Origin of the sequence: Achromobacter sp. ACM05, from assembly GCF_019218915.1 — a bacterium.
Taxonomy (GTDB): Bacteria; Pseudomonadota; Gammaproteobacteria; order Burkholderiales; family Burkholderiaceae_B; genus Achromobacter; species Achromobacter animicus.
The window spans coordinates 645,402-665,015 of sequence record NZ_JAHUWQ010000002.1; the positions used below are offsets into that span (position 1 = coordinate 645,402).

The window sequence follows — 19,614 nt, forward strand, 5'->3', positions numbered from 1 at the left end:
GTCTTGCAAGGCGATGCGCGGGAAGCCGTGATGCTTGGCGTTGCGCGCCCGAACGCAGGAGATTGACAGGTTTATGAGCTTTCTAGACGCTTCCCAATACCAGCTGCTGCTCAGCGGCATGGCGGTCACCGTGCAACTGTTTCTTGTTGCCTGGGTGATGGCGTTTTCCATCGCGGTGACGCTGGTGGTGGTGCGCGCCACCAACCTGGCGCCATGCCGCTGGGTGGTCGACGCCTATGTGGAATACCACCGCAATGTGCCGCTGCTGGTGCAGGTGCTGTTCTGGTACTTCGGCATGCCCGAGCTGCTGCCCGAAGGATTCCGCATGTGGCTGTATGCGCACAACGCCGAAATGTCGCTGGCCGCGATCGCGCTGGCGCTGGGGTCGGCCGCCTATATCGCCGAAGACATCCGCAGCGGGCTGCGTGCCATTCCCGGCACCCAGTTCGAGGCTGCCCGCGCGCTGGGCGCCAGCTACCTGCAATGCATGCGCTTCGTCATCGTGCCGCAGGCGCTGCGCATCTCCATTCCGCCGCTGGTCGGACGCGCGCTGCTGCTCTTCAAGAACACCAGCGTGGCCATGGCGATCGGCGTGATGGAGCTGACCTACCAGGCGCGGGAAATCGAGAACGAGACCTACCGCACCTTCGCCACCTTCGGCGCGGCGACGATCATGTACCTGCTGGGATCGTTCCTCATCATGGCGCTCGGATCGCGCATCTACGCCCGTTATCGTCTGAACCGCGGAGGCCATGGTGCTTGATCTCCTGATGCAATACTGGCCCACACTGCTTGTGGGCCAATACCCCAACGGTCCGCTTGGCGGACTGGCGCTGACGCTCATCCTGGCCGCGCTGGGTCTGGCGATGTCCCTGCCGCTGGCGCTCTTGATCGCGCTGGCCAGGGTGAGTCCCTACGGGTGGCTGCGCACGGCCAGCAAGGCGCTGGTCAATGTGGTGCGCGGCATGCCGCTGCTGATGCTGATTTTCTGGGCTTACTTTGTGGTGCCCAAGATCACCGGCCAGGTGGTCAGCGGCTTCTGGACACTGATCTTTGCCTTGGTGGTGTACGAAAGCGCCTACCTGTCCGAGGTCATCCGTTCGGGTATCGAGGCGGTGCCGCGCGGGCAGATCGAGGCCTCGCGCTCGCTGGGCGTGGGCTACTGGACGACGATGCGCAAGGTGGTGCTGCCGCAGGCGCTGTTCAACGTGCTGCCCAGCATGACCAGCCAGTTCGTGTCCACCGTCAAGGAAACCTCGCTGGGCTACGTCATCAGCGTCAATGAGCTGACGTTTGCCGCCAACCAGGTCAACAACCTGGTGCTGACCCAGCCGCTGCAGGTGTTCGGCATTCTGGCCATTATCTACTTCATCGTGTGCTTCAGCCTGAGCCGTGGCTTGAGCTGGCTGGACCTGCGCATCCGCCGCACGCGGGCCATGGCTTAAAGGAACAAAAACATGATCAAACTCGAGAAAGTGAACAAGTGGTACGGCGAGCATCATGTGCTCAAGGACGTGGACCTGTCGGTGGCGCGCGGCGAGGTGCTGGTGGTGTGCGGACCCTCGGGGTCCGGCAAGTCCACGATGATCCGCACGATCAACCGGCTGGAACCCATCGAAAAGGGCCGCATCCTGATCGACGGCGCGGACATCTACGGCAAGGGCGCCAACCTGAATGCGCTACGCCAGAAGATCGGCTTCGTGTTCCAGCAGTTCAACCTGTTTCCGCACATGAGCGTGCTGGAAAACGTGATCTTCGCGCCCGTGAACATCCGCAAGCAGCCTCGCAAGGAGGCCGTGGAGCTGGCGCGCAGCCTGCTTGACCGCGTGGGATTGGCGCACAAGATCGATGCCTATCCGGGATCGCTGTCGGGCGGGCAGCAGCAGCGCGTGGCGATCGCGCGCGCGCTGGCGCTGCAGCCGCCCGTCATGCTGTTCGACGAACCGACCAGCGCGCTGGATCCGGAAATGGTGGGCGAGGTGCTTCAGGTGATGAAGGGCCTGGCCAAGGACGGCATGACGATGGTGTGCGTGACGCATGAAATGGGCTTTGCGCGCGACGTCTGCGACCGCGTGGTGTTCATGGACGCGGGCGAAATCCTGGAGATGGATACGCCCGAGCGCTTCTTCAGCGCGCCGGCGCATCCGCGCGCGCAGCGCTTCCTGGCGGACATCCTGCATCCGCGGGGTTGATCCGCGCCGATCGTCCGCGGTGGTAATGTCTGGGGTTTCCATGCGCTTTTCTTCGACCGCGGCGATGTACACCCTCAAGCAATTGGAGGCCTTTTACTGGAGTTCCGAACTGGGCAGCTTCAGCGCGTCGTCGCGCAAGCTGCACACCACCCAATCGGCCGTGGCCAAACGGGTGGGGGAACTCGAGGCCTTTGCCGGCGCGCCCCTGTTCGAGCGGCGCGCCAAGAAACTCCTGATGACCCCGCAGGGCCGCAAGCTGTTCGAGCTGGCCAGCCAGATGCTGGAGCTGAACAGCCGCATCGTGCAGAACATGGCCGATCCGGCCAGCTTCGAAGGCGTGGTGCGTCTGGGCGTGACGGAACTGGTGGGCATGACCTGGCTTGCCGGGCTGATCAAGCAGATCAGCCAGCGCTACCCCCGCGTGCAGTTGATGCCCGAGATCGATGGCGGCATCACGCTCTATGAACGGCTGGAGCAGGACGAACTGGATCTGGCGATCATGCCCGGCCCGTTCTGGGGCTACCAGTACGATTGCACGCACCTGGGAGCGGTCACCAATGTCTGGATGGCGAGTCCGGCGCTGGACATCGATGTCGCTGCCGCGTTGACGCCGCAGGATCTGGCGCCGTATCCGGTGATCTCGCAGCCCACCAATTCCGCGCTATCGCATCTGTACGACGCATGGTTCGCGGAACAGGGGATGCCGGTCAAGCGCGTGCTGACCTGCAACAGCCTGGGCATGATGGCGCAGCTGACGATGCTGGGATTGGGGATCAGTTACCTGCCGGGCGCGTACTTTGCGCCGCTGGTGGCGCGCGGGGCGCTGTGCCAGTTGAATGTGCAGCCGGACCTGCCGACCATCAATTACTACGCGGTGCACAAAAAGAACATCGTCAATCCGGTCGTATCCCGGGTGATCGACATTGCGCGCGAGGAATGCGCGTTTGAGGTGGCGGGGGCCTTCCTGCCCCATGTGCCGCCGGCGGCGCGGCCCATCGAGGCAGGGGAAGGCGACTTGCCGGACGGAAGTCCGGCCGGCCGGCGCGCTTAACCGCAGCGGATCGCCGTCATCACGTCCTTGTCGTCCACGATGAGGTTCAGGCGGGTGTTGTTGTATTCCATGGTGACCAGCTGGCCCGGACGCAGCATGCGCGCGGTGGCGCTGCCGCTGCGCGTGCGCAGGTCTTCCATGACGGACGGCGTGGCTTTCTGACCGATCTGCGATTGCAGCGGGCCGGCGTCGCAGGTCTTGCCGGTGCTGCTGCCGGGCATGGCCGAGGACGAACCGTAGGAAGAGCCGGCGCCGGTGCTCGATGAAGAGGATGCGCTCGAGGAGCTGGAGGCCGGCGCGCTGGACGTACGCGAACCGCCGGTATTGGCGCACGCAGCCAGGCTGGCAACCAGCAGGAAGGGGATCAGCTTGCGGATCATGTAGGACTCCTTACAACGAGCGGACAAAAAGCCATGATAGACCAGCGGCGGTGCGCTGTGCTCAAGGCGCCGCGGGCATGTGCAACCGGGCAACAACGGTGCGGCTGGGCGCGCGTCAGGTGTTCGCCAGGTGTCTGACACCCGTATGGACGGTCTTCAGGCTTGAAGGGTGCTTCAAGGGTGTCAGACACCGTCAAGTTGCTCCCGCATCCTCAATGGAAGTCGCGGCTCTGCGACGTCAGCCCGCCCAGGAGGTCGGACATGTCCACCAGCCGCTGCGCGATCAGGTGGCGCACCCCGTCCACACTTTGCCAGGACCCGAACACCCCCAGCAGGGTGGCGCCCAGCAGCTCGCGGCGCTGGCGTTCGATCAGGTCGGGGCGGACCACCACGTTGACCGGGCCGGTCTCGTCTTCGAGGGTGACGAAGATGACGCCCTTGGAGGTCTGGGGGCGCTGGCGCACGGTGACGATGCCGCAGGCGCGCGCGACCCGCTTGTTGGGATAGTCGTTCAGCACCGAGGCGGGCTGGAAGTTGCGCGCGGCCAGTTGGGGGCGCAGCAGCGACACGGGATGGCTGTGCAGGGTCAGGCCGACGCTGCGATAGTCGGCGGCCACGGTCTGGCTCTCCGACGGGGCGGACAGCTGCGGGGCCTGGGTTTCCACGATTTCGGCGTCCCGCAGCAGGTCGCGGCTTTGTACGCTGGCGGCGGCCTCCCAGCTGGCCTGGCGCCGGTGGCCGGCCAGGGTGCGCAGCGCATCGCCGGCGGCCAGCGCGTTCAGGTCGTGGCGATTCAGGCCGGCGCGGCGGGCCAGGTCGGCGGTGTTGGCAAAGGGGGCGTCGGCCCGCGCGGCCTCGATGCGGCGGGCGGCGTCCTCGCGCATGCCTTGCAGCAGGCTGAGTCCCAGCCGCACGGCGGGGCGGGGCGTGGGGACGCCCGGCGTATCGACGCCCGACGCCTCTGCGGACGGCGCGTGGGGGTGGGGACGGCGGCGGGCGCCCGGATGCCCGTCGGGCAGCGTTTCCAGCACCGAATCCCAGCCGCTTACCGTCACGTCGGCGGGCAGCACGCAGACGCCGTGGCGGCGCGCGTCCTGCACCAGTTGGGCGGGTGCGTAGAACCCCATCGGCTGGGAATTGAGCAGGGCGGCCAGAAAGGCCTCCGGTTCGTGGCGCTTGAGCCAGGAGCTGGCATACGCCAGCAGGGCGAAGCTGGCGGCATGGCTTTCCGGAAAGCCGTATTCGCCAAACCCTTCCACCTGGCGGAACAGGGCTTCGGCGAAGTCCAGCGTGTAACCGTGGGCCAGCAGCCCGCCCACCAGCTTGACGCGGAACTTGTCCACGCCGCCCTTGCGCCGCCAGGCCGCCATCGACCGGCGTAGCTGATCGGCCTCGCCGGGCGAAAAACCGGCGGCCACGACGGCGATCTGCATGACCTGTTCCTGGAAGATGGGCACGCCCATGGTGCGGCTGAGCACGCCGCGCACTTTTTCGCTGGGGTAGGTTTCGTCCTCCTTGCCCTGGCGGCGCCGCAGGTAGGGGTGGACCATGCCCCCCTGGATCGGTCCGGGGCGCACGATCGCCACCTGCACCACCAGGTCGTAGTATTCGCGCGGCCGCAGGCGCGGCAGCATCGTCATCTGGGCGCGCGATTCGATCTGGAAGACGCCAATGGTGTCGGCGTCGCAGATCATGTCGTAGGTGGGCACGTCGCCTTCCGGGATGTCCTGCAGGGCGAGCGGCCGGCCGCGGCGCTGGCTGGCCAGTTCAAGTGTGCGGCGCAGGGCCGACAGCATGCCCAGCGCCAGGACGTCGACCTTGAGCAGCTTCAGGGCGTCCAGATCGTCCTTGTCCCATTGCACGACGCTGCGGTCTTCCATGGCGGCGTTCTCGATGGGCACCAGGCGCGAGAGCTTGCCGCGTGAAATGACGAAGCCGCCCGGGTGCTGCGACAGGTGGCGCGGAAAGCCCATCATGGTCTGCGCCAGCGATGCCCACTGGCGCGCCACCTGGGATTCCGGGTCCAGACCGCAGGCGCCCAGCGTACGCAGCATTTCCTTCTTGCCGTCCCACCACTGGTGCGCGCGGGCCACGGCGTCGATGACACCCGGGTCCACGCCCAGCGCGCGCCCCGTATCGCGCAGCACGCTGCGCGGACGGTACGAGATGACCACCCCGGTCAGGGCGGCGCGGTCGCGGCCGTATTTGCCGTAGATGTACTGGATGACTTCTTCGCGGCGTTGATGTTCGAAGTCGACGTCGATGTCGGGCGGTTCGTTGCGTTCCTTGCTGATGAAGCGTTCGAACAGGTTGTTGCCGCGCTGCGGGTCCACTGCCGTGATGCCCAGGCAATAGCAGACGGCGGAATTGGCGGCCGAGCCCCGGCCCTGGCACAGTATGCCGGCGTTGCGGGCGAACTGCACGATGTCGTAGACGGTCAGGAAGTAGGCCTCGTAGTTGAGGTCCGCGATGAGGTCCAGTTCCTTGTCGATCTGCGCCGTCACGCTGTCGGGCACGCCCTGGGGAAAGCGCCGGTCCGCCCCGGCCAGCGCTTCCTGGCGCAGATAGCTGGCGGGCGTGTGGCCGGGCGGCACGATCTCGTCGGGATATTCGTAATGCAGCTCGTCCAGCGAAAACGTGCAGCGGCGCGCCACCGCCAGGGTCTGCGCCAGCGCGTCGGGCGGATACAGGCTGGCCAGCCGCATGCGGCTGCGCAGGTGCTGTTCGGCATTGCCCGACAGTTCGTAGCCGCATTGCGACACCTGCTGGCGGGTGCGGATGCCGGTCAGCGTGTCGTGCAGCGGCTTGCGCGACCGGACATGCATCTGCACCTGGCCGACCGCCACGATCGGCAATTGCGAGGCCTGGGCTGCGTGTTCGACGGCGGCGCGGTGCAGGTCGTCGCGCGACTGGTGCAGCAGGTTCAGTCCCACCCACGCGCGCCCCGGAAAGACGCGGGCCAGCCAGCGCGCCTGGTCAGCCATGCGGTCGGCGTCGGTGCCGTAGGCGGGCGTCAGGATGGCCAGGCATTCCGGCAGACTGCGCAGGTGCGCGTAGCCGGCGGGCGGATCGGCAAGGTCTTGCGGGGAAAGCCGGTATTCGCCCTTGGGCGCCCGGGTGCGGCCCAGCGTGATGAATTCCGACAGGTTGCCGTAGCCTTCGCGCGTCTGCGCCAGCAGCGTCAGCCCCAGCGGCGCGGCGTCGGGCGCGGCGCGCAGCTGGAACGTGGCGCCCACGATGAGCGGCAGCTTGAGGGTCTTGGCTTCGGTGTGGGCGCGCACGACGCCGGCCAGCGAGCATTCGTCGGTCAGGGCCAGCGCGGTGTAACCGAGTTCGGCCGCCCGCGCGGTCAGTTCCTCGGGATGCGAGGCGCCTTGCAGGAACGAAAAATTGGACTGGCATTGCAGCTCGGCGTAGCCGGGCAGCTGGGCCAGGACCTCGGCCGGGTCCAGGGGATCGGGGGCGTCGTCGTCCATGCGCATGTCAGGCGTACAGTCCGTGCAGGAACCAGCGCGCGTCCTCGGCGTCGCGCTCGCGGTAGATCCAGTAGCGCGCGCCCGCCGCGTCTTCGGCGACGAAGTAATCGCGCACGGTCAGGGCGGGGTCCCACCAGCCGCTTTCGATGCGTTCGGGGCCGCGCATCAGCCGCAGCGCCTGGCCGGCGTAGTGGGGGCGATGACCGGACAGCTTGAGGGGCTGCGGGGTTTCCAGCAGCCAGAACGGCCGGTCGAGCAGCGGCGGCAGGGGAGCGGGACGTTCGGGCGCGGCCAGCGCATCGCCCCAGGAATTGGCGGCTTCGGGACGGTGGTCGGCGGTGGGCTGGGCATGGCGCACCCGGTCGCGGCCCAGCCGCGCCACCAGCAGGTCCAGCAGCCGCGCGTGGTCGGCGGCGGTGCCGCCCGGTTCGGGGAACAGGGTGGTGCTGGCCGCGGGCTGCTCGACGGTGTCGGGCGCGTGCAGCGTCACGGCGATGACGGGGGCTTCCAGCGTGAAGTGGTTGAGTTTTTCGCGCAGCAGATGCAGCAGCTGCGGCGCCTGCCAGATGGGCTGGGCCAGGGCCACTTCAAGTTCGGTGGGCGGGCGGGCGTGGCGGCCGCGTTCGTGGTCCATGCTGAGCACCACGCGCCGCACGGCCAGTTGCCGGGCGGTCAGCCAGCCGCCCAGCTGCTCGGCCAGCCGGCCCGCCACGGCCAGCACGGCATCGGTGTTCTCCATGTAGTCCATGAGCTCGATCCGCCGCGAAAACTGGTTGGGCGGTTCGAGCCAGCGGTAGAGTTCGGGCACCTGGCCGTAGGCGGCGTCCAGCGCCTGCAGCAGATCGGGCGCGCTGCGCCGCTGCAGCCCCCCGCGCGGCAGGGCGCGCAGGTGCGCCAGCGTGTGGCAGCCGATGTCGTCCAGCCAGTTGCGGCGGTCTTGCGCCTGGGGCAGCAGCGACAGCGGCAGGGCATCGAGCCGCCGCGCCAGGGTGGGCAGCTTCAGTGTGCGCCGGGGCACGCGCCGGCCGGCGCGCCGCGCGAGCAGCCAGGCGCCCTTGGCCGTGGGCGCCATGCCCAGCGACACCCGCAGATCCAGCGCCCGCAGCGTGGCGGCCACCCGCCGGCTCAGCGCGCGCGGCCCGCGGAAGAACATCAGGCTGGCGCCCACGTTCAGCAGCACGGTGTCGCCGTCGGCCAGCGCGATTTCCGGGGTGTACTGCAAGAGGGCCAGCGCCGCGCCGTGCAGGGCGTCGGCCTCGGCCAGCGCATTGCGGGGCAGCAGTTCCACGCCGGGGGCGATGGCCGCCGCGCCCGCGCGGCGCATGCCGGGCGTCACGCCGGCCTGGCGGGCGGCGGGGGTCAGGGCGGCGACCCGTTCCTGATCCAGAACGGCGAAAGCCTCCTGTTCATGCGGCCAGTGCGGGCGTATGGCGTCCAGCGGCAGGCAGCGCAGGTAGGCGGCGATCCAGAGGCGCATGGCGGGGAGAAGAGGGGGTAAGCGCGCCGGGCTCCAGGCCCACGTACAGCGGGGTGTCGCAGACAGGCCCCCGGCGCTTCAGGATGTGGACGGACAGGCCGCCGGGCGCGGGCGCCAGCGCCAGCCGCAAGGCGGCGGGCGTGGCGGTCTGCGCGGCGCGGGACGGGCGCACGGCGATGAACAGCAGGTCGCTGGCCTGGGCGGCCAGATGCAGGCGGCGCAGGGATTCGGGGCGCACGTGGGGCAGCCAGCAGATCAGCGCGCCGCAACTGGCGTTTTTCAGGATCTGTTCGCTGGCCCACAGCGCGTCGACCGGCTTTTCGGGCGCCACCCACAGCAGTTGCCGGGGATCCAGCCGCCAGCTCATCCAGCTGGCGATGTGCGGCACGTGCGGCGGCTGCACCAGGGCAATGGGACGACGGGTTTCCAGTTGGGCCAGCGCGGGACGCAGCAGGCGGATTTCTCCGATGCCGGGATGGGGGGTGAGCAGTTCAACGAGCGATCCGAGCGGCCAGCCGTTATCCGGCAGTTCGGCTGACAGCGCCGCGTGCCCGGTTGGCAGGGTGCGTGCGGCGCCTTTGGCCAACTGCGTGGCGCGCCACAACGCGGGATGGATCTGTTCGGGGGACTGCATGGCGAAAGCGCCCGGTGCTCAATACCTGTATGAATGTACAGTATTGTACCGGGCTTTGCGCCGGGCGGACGTATCGAAAAGTGCCCCCGAATGTGTCCCGAATGTGTCCCCGAAAAGTGCTAGAACCGCATGTCCTGGTACTTCACCCACCGCGAGCCGCGCAGCAGCCGGTGGCCGATCCACAGTCCCAGGAACAGCGGAATGGCCAGGTACGTCGACACCACGCCGATCCAGTCGATGCGTTCTTCAAGGAACGCCTGATAGTTCTGTCCCAGCGTGACCACCAGGCACAGCACGAAGGCCAGCAGCGGCCCGAACGGAAAAAGTCCCGCCTTGTAGGGCAGGTCGGCCGTGTCGTAACCGTGCTTCACGTAGCCCTGGCGGAAGCGGTAGTGGCTGACCGCGATGCTCAGCCACACGATGAATTCCGTCATGCCCGCAAAATTGAGCAGCCAGATGTACACCGCCTTCGGGCTGTACACCACGCTGAACAGGCACAGGCAAGCCAGCAGCGTCGTGGCCAAGAGCGCATACAGCGGCACGCCGCGCGGGGTCAGACGCTTGAAGATCGCCGGCGCCTGGCCCTCGGCCGCCATGTTGAACAGCATCCGCGTCGCCGCATACATGCCCGAATTGCCGGCCGACAGCACGGACGTCAGGATCACCGCGTTCATCACCGTGGCCGCGGACAGCAGGCCCGCGTGCTCGAACACCAGCGTGAAGGGGCTGACCGCGATGTCCTCGACCTCGTTGCGCAGCAGTTGCGGATCGGTGTAGGGCACCAAGAGGCCGATGATCAGGATGGCCAGCACATAGAACAGCAGGATGCGCCAGAAGACGCTGTTGATCGCGCGGGGCACGTTGCGCCGGGGGTTTTCGGACTCGCCGGCCGCCACGCCCACCAGTTCGGTGCCCTGAAAGGAGTAGGCCACCACCATCGCCACGCCCACCCACGTCGCCGCGTTGCCGACGAAGGGCGCGTCGCCCACCTTCCAGTTGTCCAGTCCCACCGGTCCGCCGCCGTGGATGATGCCGGCCAGCATCGCCACGCCCACCACGATGAAGCACAGCACCGCCACCACCTTGATGATGGCGAACCAGTATTCCGCCTCGCCGAAGCTGCGCGCCGAGAAAGCGTTCAACCCGAAGGTCAGCGCCAGGAACGCCACGCTCCATATCCAGCCTGGCGTGTCCGGCAGCCAGTACGCCATAACGAGCTGCGCCGCCACGACGTCCACCGCCACGACCGTGGCCCAGCTGACCCAGAAGTTCCAGCCCAGCGCAAAGCCGAAACCCGGATCCACGTAGCGCGACGCATACGTGCAGAACGAACCCGACACCGGCATGAAGGTGGCCAGCTCGCCCAGGCTGGTCATGATGAAGTACACCATCAGGCCGATCACCAGGTAGACCATCAGCGCGCCGCCGGGGCCCGCCTGCGCGATGGCCGCGCCGGAAGCGACGAACAGGCCGGTGCCGATGGCCCCGCCCAGCGCTATCATCGTTAGGTGGCGTGCCTTCAGCACGCGGTGCAGCTGATTGTTGCCGGCGGTGTCGCCGGTAGTGTTGCTGGCAGTGTTGCTGACAGGCGCGGCGGCGCCCGAGTCGATGTTCGGTGTGTGCATGACAAGGCGTGTGGTGGCCGCCGCCCGGACATCGCCGGCGCTGGACATTGCCAACGGCGGGCGCCCGTCGTTGCGGGCAAGCGCGGGGCGGCGTGCAAAAAAGCCCGGCGTCGTCGGTACGATGCCAGGCGCGGCGCATTTTACAATGCGGCAATCGGGGCGCAGTCCCACCGTCCCAGGCCAGCACGGAGCAGTTTCATGGCGTCTTCCAGTTCTATCGAATTTCTTCCCGACCCGGGCGTCGACGTGCGCCAGCTCTTCATCCTGCTGCACGGCGTGGGCGGATCGCCCGCCAGCCTGGAGCCCCTGGCCCAGGCGGTGCGCGCGGCCTTTCCGACGGCGGCCGTGCTGATCCCCGAAGGTTTCGAGGTCTTTGATGGCGGCGGGGCGGGCCGGCAGTGGTTCTCCGTGCGCGGCGTCACCGAAGACAACCGCGCCGAGCGCGTGGCCCAGGCCATGCCGCAGCTTGAAACCTACGTGCGCGAGGCGCAGGCGCGCTTCGGCCTGCTGCAGTCCGACACCGCGGTGGCCGGCTTTTCGCAAGGCGCCATCATGGCGCTGGAACTGGTGCAGGCGCACGACGGCATGGCCGGCCGCGTCATCGCGTTCTCGGGCCGCTATGCGCAACTGCCCAAGAACGCCCCGTTGTACACCACGATTCATCTGCTGCACGGCGCCGACGACGCGGTCATGAGCGTTTCGCAGGCGCAGGCCGCGCAGGCCCGCCTGGCCGAACTGCACGGCGACTCCACCATTGACATCGCCACCCACGTCGGTCACGAATTGCATCCCGCCCTGATCCAGCGCGCCATCGTCCGCCTGCAGACCTGCGTGCCGCTGCGCAGTTGGGAGGCCGCGCTGGGCCTGAACCAGACGCCGCCGGACGGGACGACGGTGCATTGATGGCGGCATCTGCCACGACCGGCGCGAAAACCTCCGCGCCCGCGCAGCAACGCGCGGCCGATGCCGTCGGCGGCGCGCAAAGCATCTTCCGCGTGCTGCGCATCCTTAAATACGTCGGGGCGGCGCCCGCGCGCGGCGTCGGTCTGACGGATGTGGTGCGTGACGTCGGCCTGACGCCGCCCACCGCGCACCGCATGCTGTCGGCCTTGCTGCAGGAAGGCTTTCTGTCGCTCAATCCGCGGCTCAAGACCTACAGCCTGGGCCGCGAGTCCTACATCCTGGGGCTGGCCGCCGAAAGCCGGCACGGCATCAAGGCCATCGCCGAATCCGCCGTGCTCCGGCTTGCGCAGTCCACGGGCGACACCAGCTTCCTGTCGGTGCGATCGGGACACGAAGCGGTCTGCGTGGACCGCAAGACGGGCGACTTTCCCATCAAGATCCTGACGCTGGAAGTCGGCCACCGCCGCCCGCTGGGCGTGGGGGCGGGCAGCCTGGCGCTGCTGGCATTCCTGCCCAACGACGATATCGACCGCGTACTGGCGCGCTACGACGCCAGCGCCGCGCCCGATCTGCCGTCCACCGACATGCTGCGCGATGACATCGCCGCCGCGCGCAAGAACGGCTACGCGCTCAACCCGGGCCGCATCATTCCCGACATGCTAGGCGTGGGCGTGCCGGTGTTCGACCGCGAGCAGCACGTGGTGGCGGCGCTGAGCGTGGCGGCGATCCGTTCGCGCCTGTCCGGCGCGCGCCTCGCGGACGTGGTGGCCGCGTTGCAGCGGGCGGCTTCGGAATTGTCCGCGGACCTGGCCCCGCGCTTCTGATCGCTGCCGGGCAAACGGAAGTCCGGCGCCCGGCCCGTCAGGAAACGCCGCGCAGCCGGCGCCTCGGCGAAAAGCCGCGCGCCCGCGAGCATCAACGCCCCGCGCAGGCCTTGCCGCCGTCTACCGGCAGACACACCCCGGTGATGTACTTGGCCTCGTCGCTCGCCAGGAACAGCGCGGCGTGGGCGACGTCCCACGCATCCCCCATCCTCCCCATCGGACTGGCGGCATTGCGCCGCCGCCGCATTTCCTCGACATCGTCGAATTGCCCCGCAATCTGCTTGTAGATCAACGGCGTGTCGATGACGCCGGGCAGCACGGCGTTCACGCGGATATTGTCCGGCGCATAACGCACCGCCAGCGACCGCGTCAGATGGTTCAGCCCCGCCTTGGCCGCGTAGTACGAGGTGTACGGATACGAATTGACCTGAATCGACGCCAGCGACGAAATGTTGACGATGCTGCCCGAGCCCTGCGCCAGCATGGCGGGCAGCACATGCTTGCAGGTCAGGAACACGCCGGTCAGGTTGGTGTCCAGCACGCGATGCCAGCTTTCCTCGCTGGCCTCGATGGGATCGCCCATTTCGGTGATGCCCACGTTGTTGTGCAGCACGTCGATGCGTCCGGCGGCCGCCAGCACGGCGGCGACCGCGGCCTGGATCTGCGCGGAGTCCGTTACGTCGGCGGTCAACGCCTGGCAACGGCCGCCCTCGGCCTCGATGATGGCGCAGGTTTCGCGCGCGGCGTCCTCCCTGACGTCCACCGCGAAGACCCGCGCGCCTTCACGCGCATACAGCGCCGCCGCGGCCTTGCCGTTGCCCCAGCCCGGCCCCGACGACCCCGCGCCAAACACCAGCGCCACCTTGTCCTTCAGCCGCTCGCCCATGTCATTCCGCCGAGATGTGGGCGAAGTCCGCCACCTTCTTCCACTTGGCCACGTCGTCCTGGATCATCGCGGCAAAGGCCTCGGGCTTGTCGGCGACCACATACGCGCCAACCCCCGCGTACTTGGCCTGCACGTCTTTGTCGGCCAACGCCTTGCGGGATGCGTCGTTCAGCTTGGCCAGCACGTCTTTCGGCAGGCCCGCGGGGGCCAGCAGGCCGTTCCACATTTCCGCGTCGTAGTCGGGCAGGCCGACCTCAGCAAAGGTGGGCACGTCGGGCAATTGCGGCAGGCGCGATTTGGCGGCCACCACGATCGGGCGCAGACTGCCCGACTGGATGTGCGCCATCGAAGACGCCGCCGTATCCCACAGGATGGGCACCTGGCCGGCGATCACGTCGTTCAGCGCGGGGCCGGTGCCACGGTAAGGCACGTGCATCATGTCCAGGCCGGACAGCGACTTGTAGTATTCCATCGCCATGTGCGTGGCGCCGCCATTGCCCGACGAGGCATAGGAATACTTGCCGGGCGCGCCCTTGATCAAGGCGGTGAACGACGCATAGTCCTTGGCGGGAAAGTTCTTGTTCACCACGATCACGCCCGGCACGCGGATGATCTGCGTGACCGGCGTGAAGTCCTTCACCGCGTCGTAGGGCAGGTTCTTGTACACGGCAGGATTGGTGCCGTTGGTGCTGGACGTGCCCAGCAGAAGCGTATAACCGTCCGGCGCGGCCGAGGCCACGGCGCGGCTGCCGACGGTGCCGCCCGCGCCACCCCGGTTTTCCACCACCACGGGCTGGCCGATCTGTTTGGCCAGCGCCTCGGCGAAGATGCGGCCGACCACGTCGGACGTGCCGCCGGGCGGGAAGGGCACGATCAGGCGGATGGGGCGGTCGGGGTAGGTGGCCTGCGCCGCGGCGGCGCCCGCCAGCGACAGCGTTGCAGCGGCGGCCGCCAGCTTGATCCAGGTTCTGCGCTTCATGATGGGTTGTCTCCTTGCTTGATTTTGTTGTGTCTTGAACCGGGCGTTGCGCGCCGCCGTCAGGCGATGCGGTCGCCCGGCTTGATCTTGGCCGCCCGACTGTCCACGCCCGGCAGCATGTGCGCGGGGTCGCGCGTGACCACCACGTCCAGGATGGTGGGACGGTCCTTGCAGGCATACGCCTCTGCCAGCGCGGCCGGCAGCTCTGCGGGGTCTTCGACGCGGATGCCGTGGCAGCCCAGCGCGCGCGCCACATTGGCGTAATTGGTGTCGACCAGGTCCGAAGACTGGTAGCTGCCCGCGCCGTACATCAGATGCTGCAGCGCCTTGATGTACCCCGAGGCCGCGTTGTTGACCACCACGAGCGTAAAGGCGAGCTTCATGCGCACCGCGGTTTCCAGTTCGCCCAGCGACATGTTGCAGCCGCCGTCGCCGGTCAGGCTGATCACCTGGCGTCCCGGCGCCGCCGCGGCTGCGCCGATGGCGCCGGGGATGCCGTAGCCGATGGAAGCAAAGCCGCGATCCGGCACAAAGCCGCGGCCCGCGCGCTTGGTGTCGAACAGCAGGCCGCCCCAGTGTGCCGCGAAGCCGCCGTCCGCGACCAGGATGCCGTCTTCCGGCAGCGAGGCGTTGATCTCGTGCAGCAGCCGCGCCATGCCGACAGGCCGGTCGGCCGACGTCAGTTTGGCGTTCACGGATTCGCGCCATGCGTGCATGGCCTGGCCGACCTCGTCCACGTAGTTCTGGCGCGCGTGCTCGCCGTGGGCGGCCAGGCGCGTGTCCAGGTCATCCAGCGTGGCGCGCACGTCGCCCCACAGCCGCAGGGCGGGCGTGGTGGTGCGGTCGAATTCCTCGGCCACGATGTCCAGATGAATGATCGGCGCGCCGGCGGCCAGCAGGTCGTAGCGGCGCGTCGCCACCTCGCCCAGTTTGCAGCCGACGACGAACAGGCAATCGGACTTGGCGATCAGGTCGTTGGCAATGCGGCTGTAGCGGCCGAACAGCCCCGCGTTCAGCGGGTCGTTGCAGGCGATCGCGCCCTTGCCGCTCATGGTATGGGCGACGGGGATGCCGAACTTGCGGGCGAAGGCCTGGACCGTCTCGGCCGCATCGCTGATGTGTACGCCGCCGCCGCACAGCATCAGCGGGCGGTCGGCGCCGGCCAGCATGCTGGCGGCTTGCGCCACGTCCTCGGCCGATGGCCGGCAGCGCAGCGCGGGCGAGCGCCGGTAGTTGGGGCTGGAATAAAAGTCGTCGGCGTCAAAGGCATGGACGGCGTGTGCGATGTCCTCGGGCACGTCCAGCACTACCGGGCCGGGACGTCCGCTGGTGGCCACGGCAAACGCGCGCCGCACCAGTTCAGGAATGCGCTCGACCATCTCCACGCGCAGCACGTCTTTCACGACTGGGCGCAGCACTTCCAGTTGCCGGGCTTCCTGCGTCATGTTCTTCCACGCGTGCATCCGGTGCGCGTCGCCGACCAGCGCGACCAGCGCGGTGCCGGCGTTGTAGGCTTCGGCCAGGCCGGTCACCAGATTGGTCGCACCCGGACCCAGCGTCGCGTCGCACACGCCGGGACGGCCGCTGACCTTGGTATAGGCGTCGGCGGCAAACACCGCGCAGCGCTCGTCGTTGATCAGGTTGTGATTCAGCTTCAGGCGGCGCGCCGCGTCATAGAAAGGCAGCAGTTGAAAGCCGCCCATGCCGAACATCAGGCCGACGTCGTGCGCCGCGAACATGCGGGCGATGGCTTCGCCGCCGGTGATTTCCAGTTTTTCGGACATGCGGGTGATGCTCCTAGTAGGGGTCGCGCCCGGTCAGCAGGGCGTCGATGAAGGTTTTGAGCGGCGTGCCGACGCGGCAGCCCAGGTTTCGGGCGCGGGCGTTGGCAGAAGAAATGGTCCCTTCCTCGTAGCAGGAACGGGCGTCGCCGATGCGGGCGGTTTGCGCGGATACGGTCAAGGCGGCAATGCCGCGTTGGTCCAGCAAAGGCAGGCGGCCGATGCCGGCGCTGTCCTTGCCGATGCCCGCGTCGTTGAACGTGACGAGGCGGGGGGACGCGCGGACACCGTCCGATTGCAGGCCCGCCAGCCGCTCCCCGTGCGAGGCCGTGATGGCGATGAGACCGTCGTCGCGGGAGTCGACCAGCGAGACGGAGTCGGCGCCGATCACCAGCGGCGCGCCGTCCGGGCCTGTCTTGAATACCGTGCGGGATTCCTTGACGTCGGCGGGCGGACGGGCGCTGCGCGACGCGCGCGCCAGCCGCGAGGCGGCCTCGGCCACTGGCATACCCGGTTTGCAGCCCAGCTCTTGCGCCAGCGCGTTCGCAAAGCTGAGGACGCCGTGCCGCGCCATGTCCGCGCCATCGCCGATGCGGCAGCTTTGATAGCTTGCGGTGGCGGCGGGCACGCCCCAGCGTTGCAGGTCGTCCAGGCCTGCAATGCCGGCACGCATCCAGCCCACGCCGGCGTCGTTCAAGACGACGGCCAGCACGCCACCGCGCGCCGCGCAGTAGGCGGCATAGCTGCCGCCATGCGACCCGGCGATCACGATGCGTCCGGCATCCTGCGGCGTGAGCTTGGTGATGCTGTCCAGCACGCGCGCGTCGCCGGCGCTTGCAGGTTGTTCCATATTATGAATTGTCCCCGTCCTCGAGTATCGTGTCGGCGTGGCCGGCGCGATGCCGTCGAATCGTCTGATGTAGTTATTGGCTTGAGACGATTCTAGGAGCGGGGGTTTGGGGAGATCAATGTCATCCCCATAATATGGAAATCAATTTTTGGCGGGCTACTTTTCCCAGCCGCCGCCCAGCGCCAGGAACAAGGCGATCTGGTCGCTGCTCAACTCCGCCTGCGATGCGGCCAGCGCGCTTTCATTGCTGGCCAGCGTGCGCTCGGCGTCCAGCACGGTCAGGTAATCCGTCTTGCCGTACTGGAACAGGCGGCGCGCCTGCGAGGCCGCTTCGGCGCTTTGGTCGCGGGCCGCGCGCAGGGCGGTGTCGCGGTCCAGCTGGCGGGCATAGACGACCAGCGCGCTTTCGGTTTCGCGCAAGGCGTTCAGCACGGCTGCATCGAAACGCGCGGCCGCGGCCTTGGTGTTGGCTTCGGCTTCGGCGATGCGGGCCTGCGCGGCGCCGGTGTTGGGAACGGTCCAAGAGATCAGCGGGCCCACGCTCCAGCTGAACGTGCCGCGATCGCCGAACATGGCGGCCGGGCCGCCCGACGCGGCGGACAGGCCCAGCGTGATCTTCGGGTACAGATCGGCCGTAGCCACGCCGATGCGGGCGGTGGAGGCGGCCAGCGTCCGTTCGGCCTGACGGATGTCGGGTCGGCGGCGCAGCAGTTCGGCGCCGTCGCCGACGGGGATGGTTTCGGTCAGCTTGGGGGCGCTGGCGCATTGCAGCAGGGCTTGCGGAATCTGGCCCGGCGTCTGGCCGGTCAACGCAGCCAGACGGTACAGCGCGGTGCGCTGCTGCGCCTGGAACGGCGGCAGATTGGCCTGCAATTGTTCGAGCTGGCTGCGCGCCCGTGTGACGTCCAGCGCGGTGCCGCGCCCGGCACGCTGCAAGCGGCTGACGGCGTCAACCGATTCCTTCTGCACCTGCACGGAATGCTGCGCCGAGGCAAGCTGCATGCCCGCCGCGCACATGTTGGCGTAGGCGCGCGCGGTCTCGGCCGCCACCGTGACGCGGGTGGCGTCATAGGCGGCTTGGGCGGCCTGCGCGTCGCCGGTGAAGGCTTCCACGGCGCGGCGGATCTGACCGAAGAGGTCCAGCTGATACGACACACTGGCGCCGGTGGAGTACGACCAGCGATTGGGCGGATCGATGCCGGGTTGCAGTTCCTGCAAGCCGGAAACGTGGCCGAACGTGGGCGAGGCATTGACGCCGATCGTCGGCTGTTGTTGCGCCTTCGTTTCCTGCACCGCGGCCTGCGCGCGTTCCAGATTGGCGCTGGCCACGCGCAGGTCGGTGTTTGCGGCCAGGGCCTTTTCCACCAGACCATCCAGCACGGGGTCGTTGTACAGGCGCCACCAGTGGCCAGGGACTTCCTCTTGCCGATACACGCCGGCCTGCGCCTCTATAAAGGAGGATTGCGCGCTCGGCCGCTGGGAGACGGCCTCCGGCGGCACCTTGTAGTCGGGGCCCACGGAGGCGCATCCGGCCAGCGCGAGGGCCAGCGTCAGCGGAAGGAGGAGTCTGGTTTTCATGGCAGGTACGGCTTGGCGTCGATAAGAAATTGCGGAGTTTCCGGAGAAAAGTGGTCCTGCGTCCCGTCAGGACGCGTGGGGCGCGGCGGCGGTCTGGGCCGGGCGGTCGTCCACCGACACCGTGGCGGTCTGGCCGGCGACCAGGCGTACGCCTTCGGGCACCTCGTCGATCTTCACGCGCACCGGGATGCGCTGCGCAAGACGGACCCAGTTGAAGGTCGGGTTCACGTTGGGCAGCAGATTGGCGCCGGTGCTGCGGTCGCGGTCCGCGATACCCAGAGCGATGCTTTCGACGTGGCCGCGGATGTGACGCGGTTCGCCCATCAGCGTCACGGTGACGGGGTCGCCTTCGTGGATGCCGGGCAGCTTGGTTTCTTCGAAGTAGCCTTCGACGTAGAACGAACCGGCGTCCACCAGCGCCATCACGCCGTGGCCGGCGGTGGCGTAGGAGCCCGCGCGCAGGTCCAGGTTGGTGATGCGGCCATCGCTGGCGGCCACGACGCGGCTGCGTTCCAGATTCAGACGGGCGGTGTTCAGTTGCACCTGCGCCTGCGCTAGCGCGGCTTCGGTCTGCTGCACCTTGGTCTGGCTCTGTTCCACCGCTTCGGCCGCGACAAGCTGGCCCAGCGAGCGGTTGCGCTTGGCGTCGCGCAGCGCCTGGTCGTGCGCCACCTGCTGCGAACGGACCGAGGCCTGCGCCTGGTCGAACGCCAACTGGAAGCGGGCGCGATCGATTTCGAACAGCAGGTCGCCGGCCTTCACGTCCTGGTTGTCGTGCACGGGCACGCTGGTCACCAGGCCGGAGACGTCGGGCGCCACCTGCACCACATAGGCCTTGACGCGGCCATCGCGCGTCCAGGGCTCGACTTCATAGTGATCCCAAAGCTGCCAGCCGGCGTAAGCGGCGGCGGCGACGACGACAGCCGTCACAGCGAACTTGCCGATAGCAGCAGGGCGAAGGGCATTGGGGAGTTTCAT

17 protein-coding genes are annotated in these 19,614 nt (G+C 68.2%); 6 read left to right on the forward strand and 11 right to left on the reverse strand.

Annotated features, from left to right (window positions below):
* Window positions 1-73: 73 nt before the first annotated feature.
* The 4 genes from KW836_RS13875 to KW836_RS13890 are packed head-to-tail and all read left to right on the forward strand — an operon-like array spanning window position 74 to window position 3,243.
* Entirely contained in the window at window positions 74-763 is a 690-nt protein-coding gene (locus tag KW836_RS13875) for an amino acid ABC transporter permease (protein ID WP_175121788.1), read from the forward strand.
* A complete protein-coding gene (locus KW836_RS13880; protein ID WP_175122014.1) occupies window positions 756-1,445 on the forward strand; it encodes an amino acid ABC transporter permease in 690 nt (229 codons plus the stop codon). The genes KW836_RS13875 and KW836_RS13880 overlap by 8 nt, the downstream gene beginning before the upstream one ends.
* A 12-nt stretch (window positions 1,446-1,457) precedes the next feature.
* Window positions 1,458-2,192: an amino acid ABC transporter ATP-binding protein gene (locus KW836_RS13885; RefSeq protein WP_175121787.1), complete on the forward strand. Its 735-nt coding sequence runs from the start codon at window positions 1,458-1,460 to the stop codon at window positions 2,190-2,192.
* A gap of 25 nt (window positions 2,193-2,217) precedes the next feature.
* Complete coding sequence (locus KW836_RS13890) at window positions 2,218-3,243, forward strand: LysR family transcriptional regulator (RefSeq protein ID WP_370633027.1); 1,026 nt, start codon at window positions 2,218-2,220, stop codon at window positions 3,241-3,243.
* On the opposite strand, the gene KW836_RS13895 is transcribed toward KW836_RS13890, so the two are convergent.
* The 5 genes from KW836_RS13895 to KW836_RS13915 form a co-directional block, all read right to left on the reverse strand.
* Window positions 3,240-3,623 carry an I78 family peptidase inhibitor gene (locus tag KW836_RS13895; protein WP_175121786.1) on the reverse strand — a complete coding sequence of 128 codons (384 nt, stop codon included), beginning with the start codon at window positions 3,621-3,623 and terminating at the stop codon, window positions 3,240-3,242. The two genes, KW836_RS13890 and KW836_RS13895, sit on opposite strands and share 4 nt — an antisense overlap.
* A gap of 212 nt (window positions 3,624-3,835) precedes the next feature.
* Complete coding sequence (locus KW836_RS13900) at window positions 3,836-7,105, reverse strand: error-prone DNA polymerase (RefSeq protein ID WP_218343643.1); 3,270 nt, start codon at window positions 7,103-7,105, stop codon at window positions 3,836-3,838.
* A gap of 1 nt (window position 7,106) precedes the next feature.
* On the reverse strand, window positions 7,107-8,576 hold the full coding sequence (locus tag KW836_RS13905; protein WP_218343645.1) for a DNA polymerase Y family protein: 1,470 nt from the start codon (window positions 8,574-8,576) through the stop codon (window positions 7,107-7,109).
* Window positions 8,506-9,210: a translesion DNA synthesis-associated protein ImuA gene (gene imuA / locus KW836_RS13910; RefSeq protein WP_175121783.1), complete on the reverse strand. Its 705-nt coding sequence runs from the start codon at window positions 9,208-9,210 to the stop codon at window positions 8,506-8,508. Before imuA ends, KW836_RS13905 begins: the two co-directional genes overlap by 71 nt.
* A 119-nt stretch (window positions 9,211-9,329) precedes the next feature.
* Window positions 9,330-10,835 carry an amino acid permease gene (locus KW836_RS13915; RefSeq protein WP_255595588.1) on the reverse strand — a complete coding sequence of 502 codons (1,506 nt, stop codon included), beginning with the start codon at window positions 10,833-10,835 and terminating at the stop codon, window positions 9,330-9,332.
* Between the two features lie 198 nt (window positions 10,836-11,033).
* On the opposite strand from KW836_RS13915, the gene ypfH reads away from it, so the two are divergent.
* A complete protein-coding gene (gene ypfH, locus KW836_RS13920) occupies window positions 11,034-11,738 on the forward strand; it encodes an esterase (protein WP_218343646.1) in 705 nt (234 codons plus the stop codon).
* On the forward strand, window positions 11,738-12,562 hold the full coding sequence (locus KW836_RS13925) for an IclR family transcriptional regulator (protein ID WP_218343648.1): 825 nt from the start codon (window positions 11,738-11,740) through the stop codon (window positions 12,560-12,562). The genes ypfH and KW836_RS13925 overlap by 1 nt, the downstream gene beginning before the upstream one ends.
* A gap of 91 nt (window positions 12,563-12,653) precedes the next feature.
* Here KW836_RS13925 and KW836_RS13930 read toward each other — a convergent pair whose 3' ends face one another.
* From KW836_RS13930 to KW836_RS13955, 6 genes are all read right to left on the reverse strand, one after another.
* On the reverse strand, window positions 12,654-13,448 hold the full coding sequence (locus KW836_RS13930; protein ID WP_175136681.1) for an SDR family NAD(P)-dependent oxidoreductase: 795 nt from the start codon (window positions 13,446-13,448) through the stop codon (window positions 12,654-12,656).
* 1 nt (window position 13,449) lies between these two features.
* Window positions 13,450-14,427, reverse strand: coding sequence for a tripartite tricarboxylate transporter substrate binding protein (locus KW836_RS13935; RefSeq protein WP_175121780.1), 978 nt, complete (start codon window positions 14,425-14,427; stop codon window positions 13,450-13,452).
* A gap of 59 nt (window positions 14,428-14,486) precedes the next feature.
* Complete coding sequence (locus KW836_RS13940) at window positions 14,487-16,211, reverse strand: thiamine pyrophosphate-binding protein (RefSeq protein ID WP_218343650.1); 1,725 nt, start codon at window positions 16,209-16,211, stop codon at window positions 14,487-14,489.
* 13 nt (window positions 16,212-16,224) lie between these two features.
* On the reverse strand, window positions 16,225-17,058 hold the full coding sequence (locus KW836_RS13945; protein ID WP_218343652.1) for a hypothetical protein: 834 nt from the start codon (window positions 17,056-17,058) through the stop codon (window positions 16,225-16,227).
* 156 nt (window positions 17,059-17,214) lie between these two features.
* Window positions 17,215-18,636, reverse strand: a complete 1,422-nt coding sequence (locus KW836_RS13950) for an efflux transporter outer membrane subunit (RefSeq protein ID WP_218343653.1) — start codon at window positions 18,634-18,636, stop codon at window positions 17,215-17,217.
* A gap of 66 nt (window positions 18,637-18,702) precedes the next feature.
* On the reverse strand, window positions 18,703-19,614 hold the full coding sequence (locus KW836_RS13955) for an HlyD family secretion protein (protein WP_218343654.1): 912 nt from the start codon (window positions 19,612-19,614) through the stop codon (window positions 18,703-18,705).

What these genes read in the sequence shown, in the direction of transcription:
- KW836_RS13875 (WP_175121788.1), top strand. Translation starts at nt 74, where the DNA reads ATGAGCTTTCTAGACGCTTCCCAATACCAGCTGCTGCTCAGCGGCATG.
- KW836_RS13885 (WP_175121787.1), top strand. Translation starts at nt 1,458, where the DNA reads ATGATCAAACTCGAGAAAGTGAACAAGTGGTACGGCGAGCATCATGTG.
- KW836_RS13890 (WP_370633027.1), top strand. Translation starts at nt 2,218, where the DNA reads ATGTCTGGGGTTTCCATGCGCTTTTCTTCGACCGCGGCGATGTACACC.
- KW836_RS13895 (WP_175121786.1), bottom strand. Translation starts at nt 3,623, where the DNA reads ATGATCCGCAAGCTGATCCCCTTCCTGCTGGTTGCCAGCCTGGCTGCG.
- KW836_RS13900 (WP_218343643.1), bottom strand. Translation starts at nt 7,105, where the DNA reads ATGCGCATGGACGACGACGCCCCCGATCCCCTGGACCCGGCCGAGGTC.
- KW836_RS13905 (WP_218343645.1), bottom strand. Translation starts at nt 8,576, where the DNA reads ATGCGCCTCTGGATCGCCGCCTACCTGCGCTGCCTGCCGCTGGACGCC.
- imuA (WP_175121783.1), bottom strand. Translation starts at nt 9,210, where the DNA reads ATGCAGTCCCCCGAACAGATCCATCCCGCGTTGTGGCGCGCCACGCAG.
- KW836_RS13915 (WP_255595588.1), bottom strand. Translation starts at nt 10,835, where the DNA reads ATGCACACACCGAACATCGACTCGGGCGCCGCCGCGCCTGTCAGCAAC.
- ypfH (WP_218343646.1), top strand. Translation starts at nt 11,034, where the DNA reads ATGGCGTCTTCCAGTTCTATCGAATTTCTTCCCGACCCGGGCGTCGAC.
- KW836_RS13925 (WP_218343648.1), top strand. Translation starts at nt 11,738, where the DNA reads ATGGCGGCATCTGCCACGACCGGCGCGAAAACCTCCGCGCCCGCGCAG.
- KW836_RS13930 (WP_175136681.1), bottom strand. Translation starts at nt 13,448, where the DNA reads ATGGGCGAGCGGCTGAAGGACAAGGTGGCGCTGGTGTTTGGCGCGGGG.
- KW836_RS13935 (WP_175121780.1), bottom strand. Translation starts at nt 14,427, where the DNA reads ATGAAGCGCAGAACCTGGATCAAGCTGGCGGCCGCCGCTGCAACGCTG.
- KW836_RS13940 (WP_218343650.1), bottom strand. Translation starts at nt 16,211, where the DNA reads ATGTCCGAAAAACTGGAAATCACCGGCGGCGAAGCCATCGCCCGCATG.
- KW836_RS13945 (WP_218343652.1), bottom strand. Translation starts at nt 17,058, where the DNA reads ATGGAACAACCTGCAAGCGCCGGCGACGCGCGCGTGCTGGACAGCATC.
- KW836_RS13950 (WP_218343653.1), bottom strand. Translation starts at nt 18,636, where the DNA reads ATGAAAACCAGACTCCTCCTTCCGCTGACGCTGGCCCTCGCGCTGGCC.
- KW836_RS13955 (WP_218343654.1), bottom strand. Translation starts at nt 19,614, where the DNA reads ATGAAACTCCCCAATGCCCTTCGCCCTGCTGCTATCGGCAAGTTCGCT.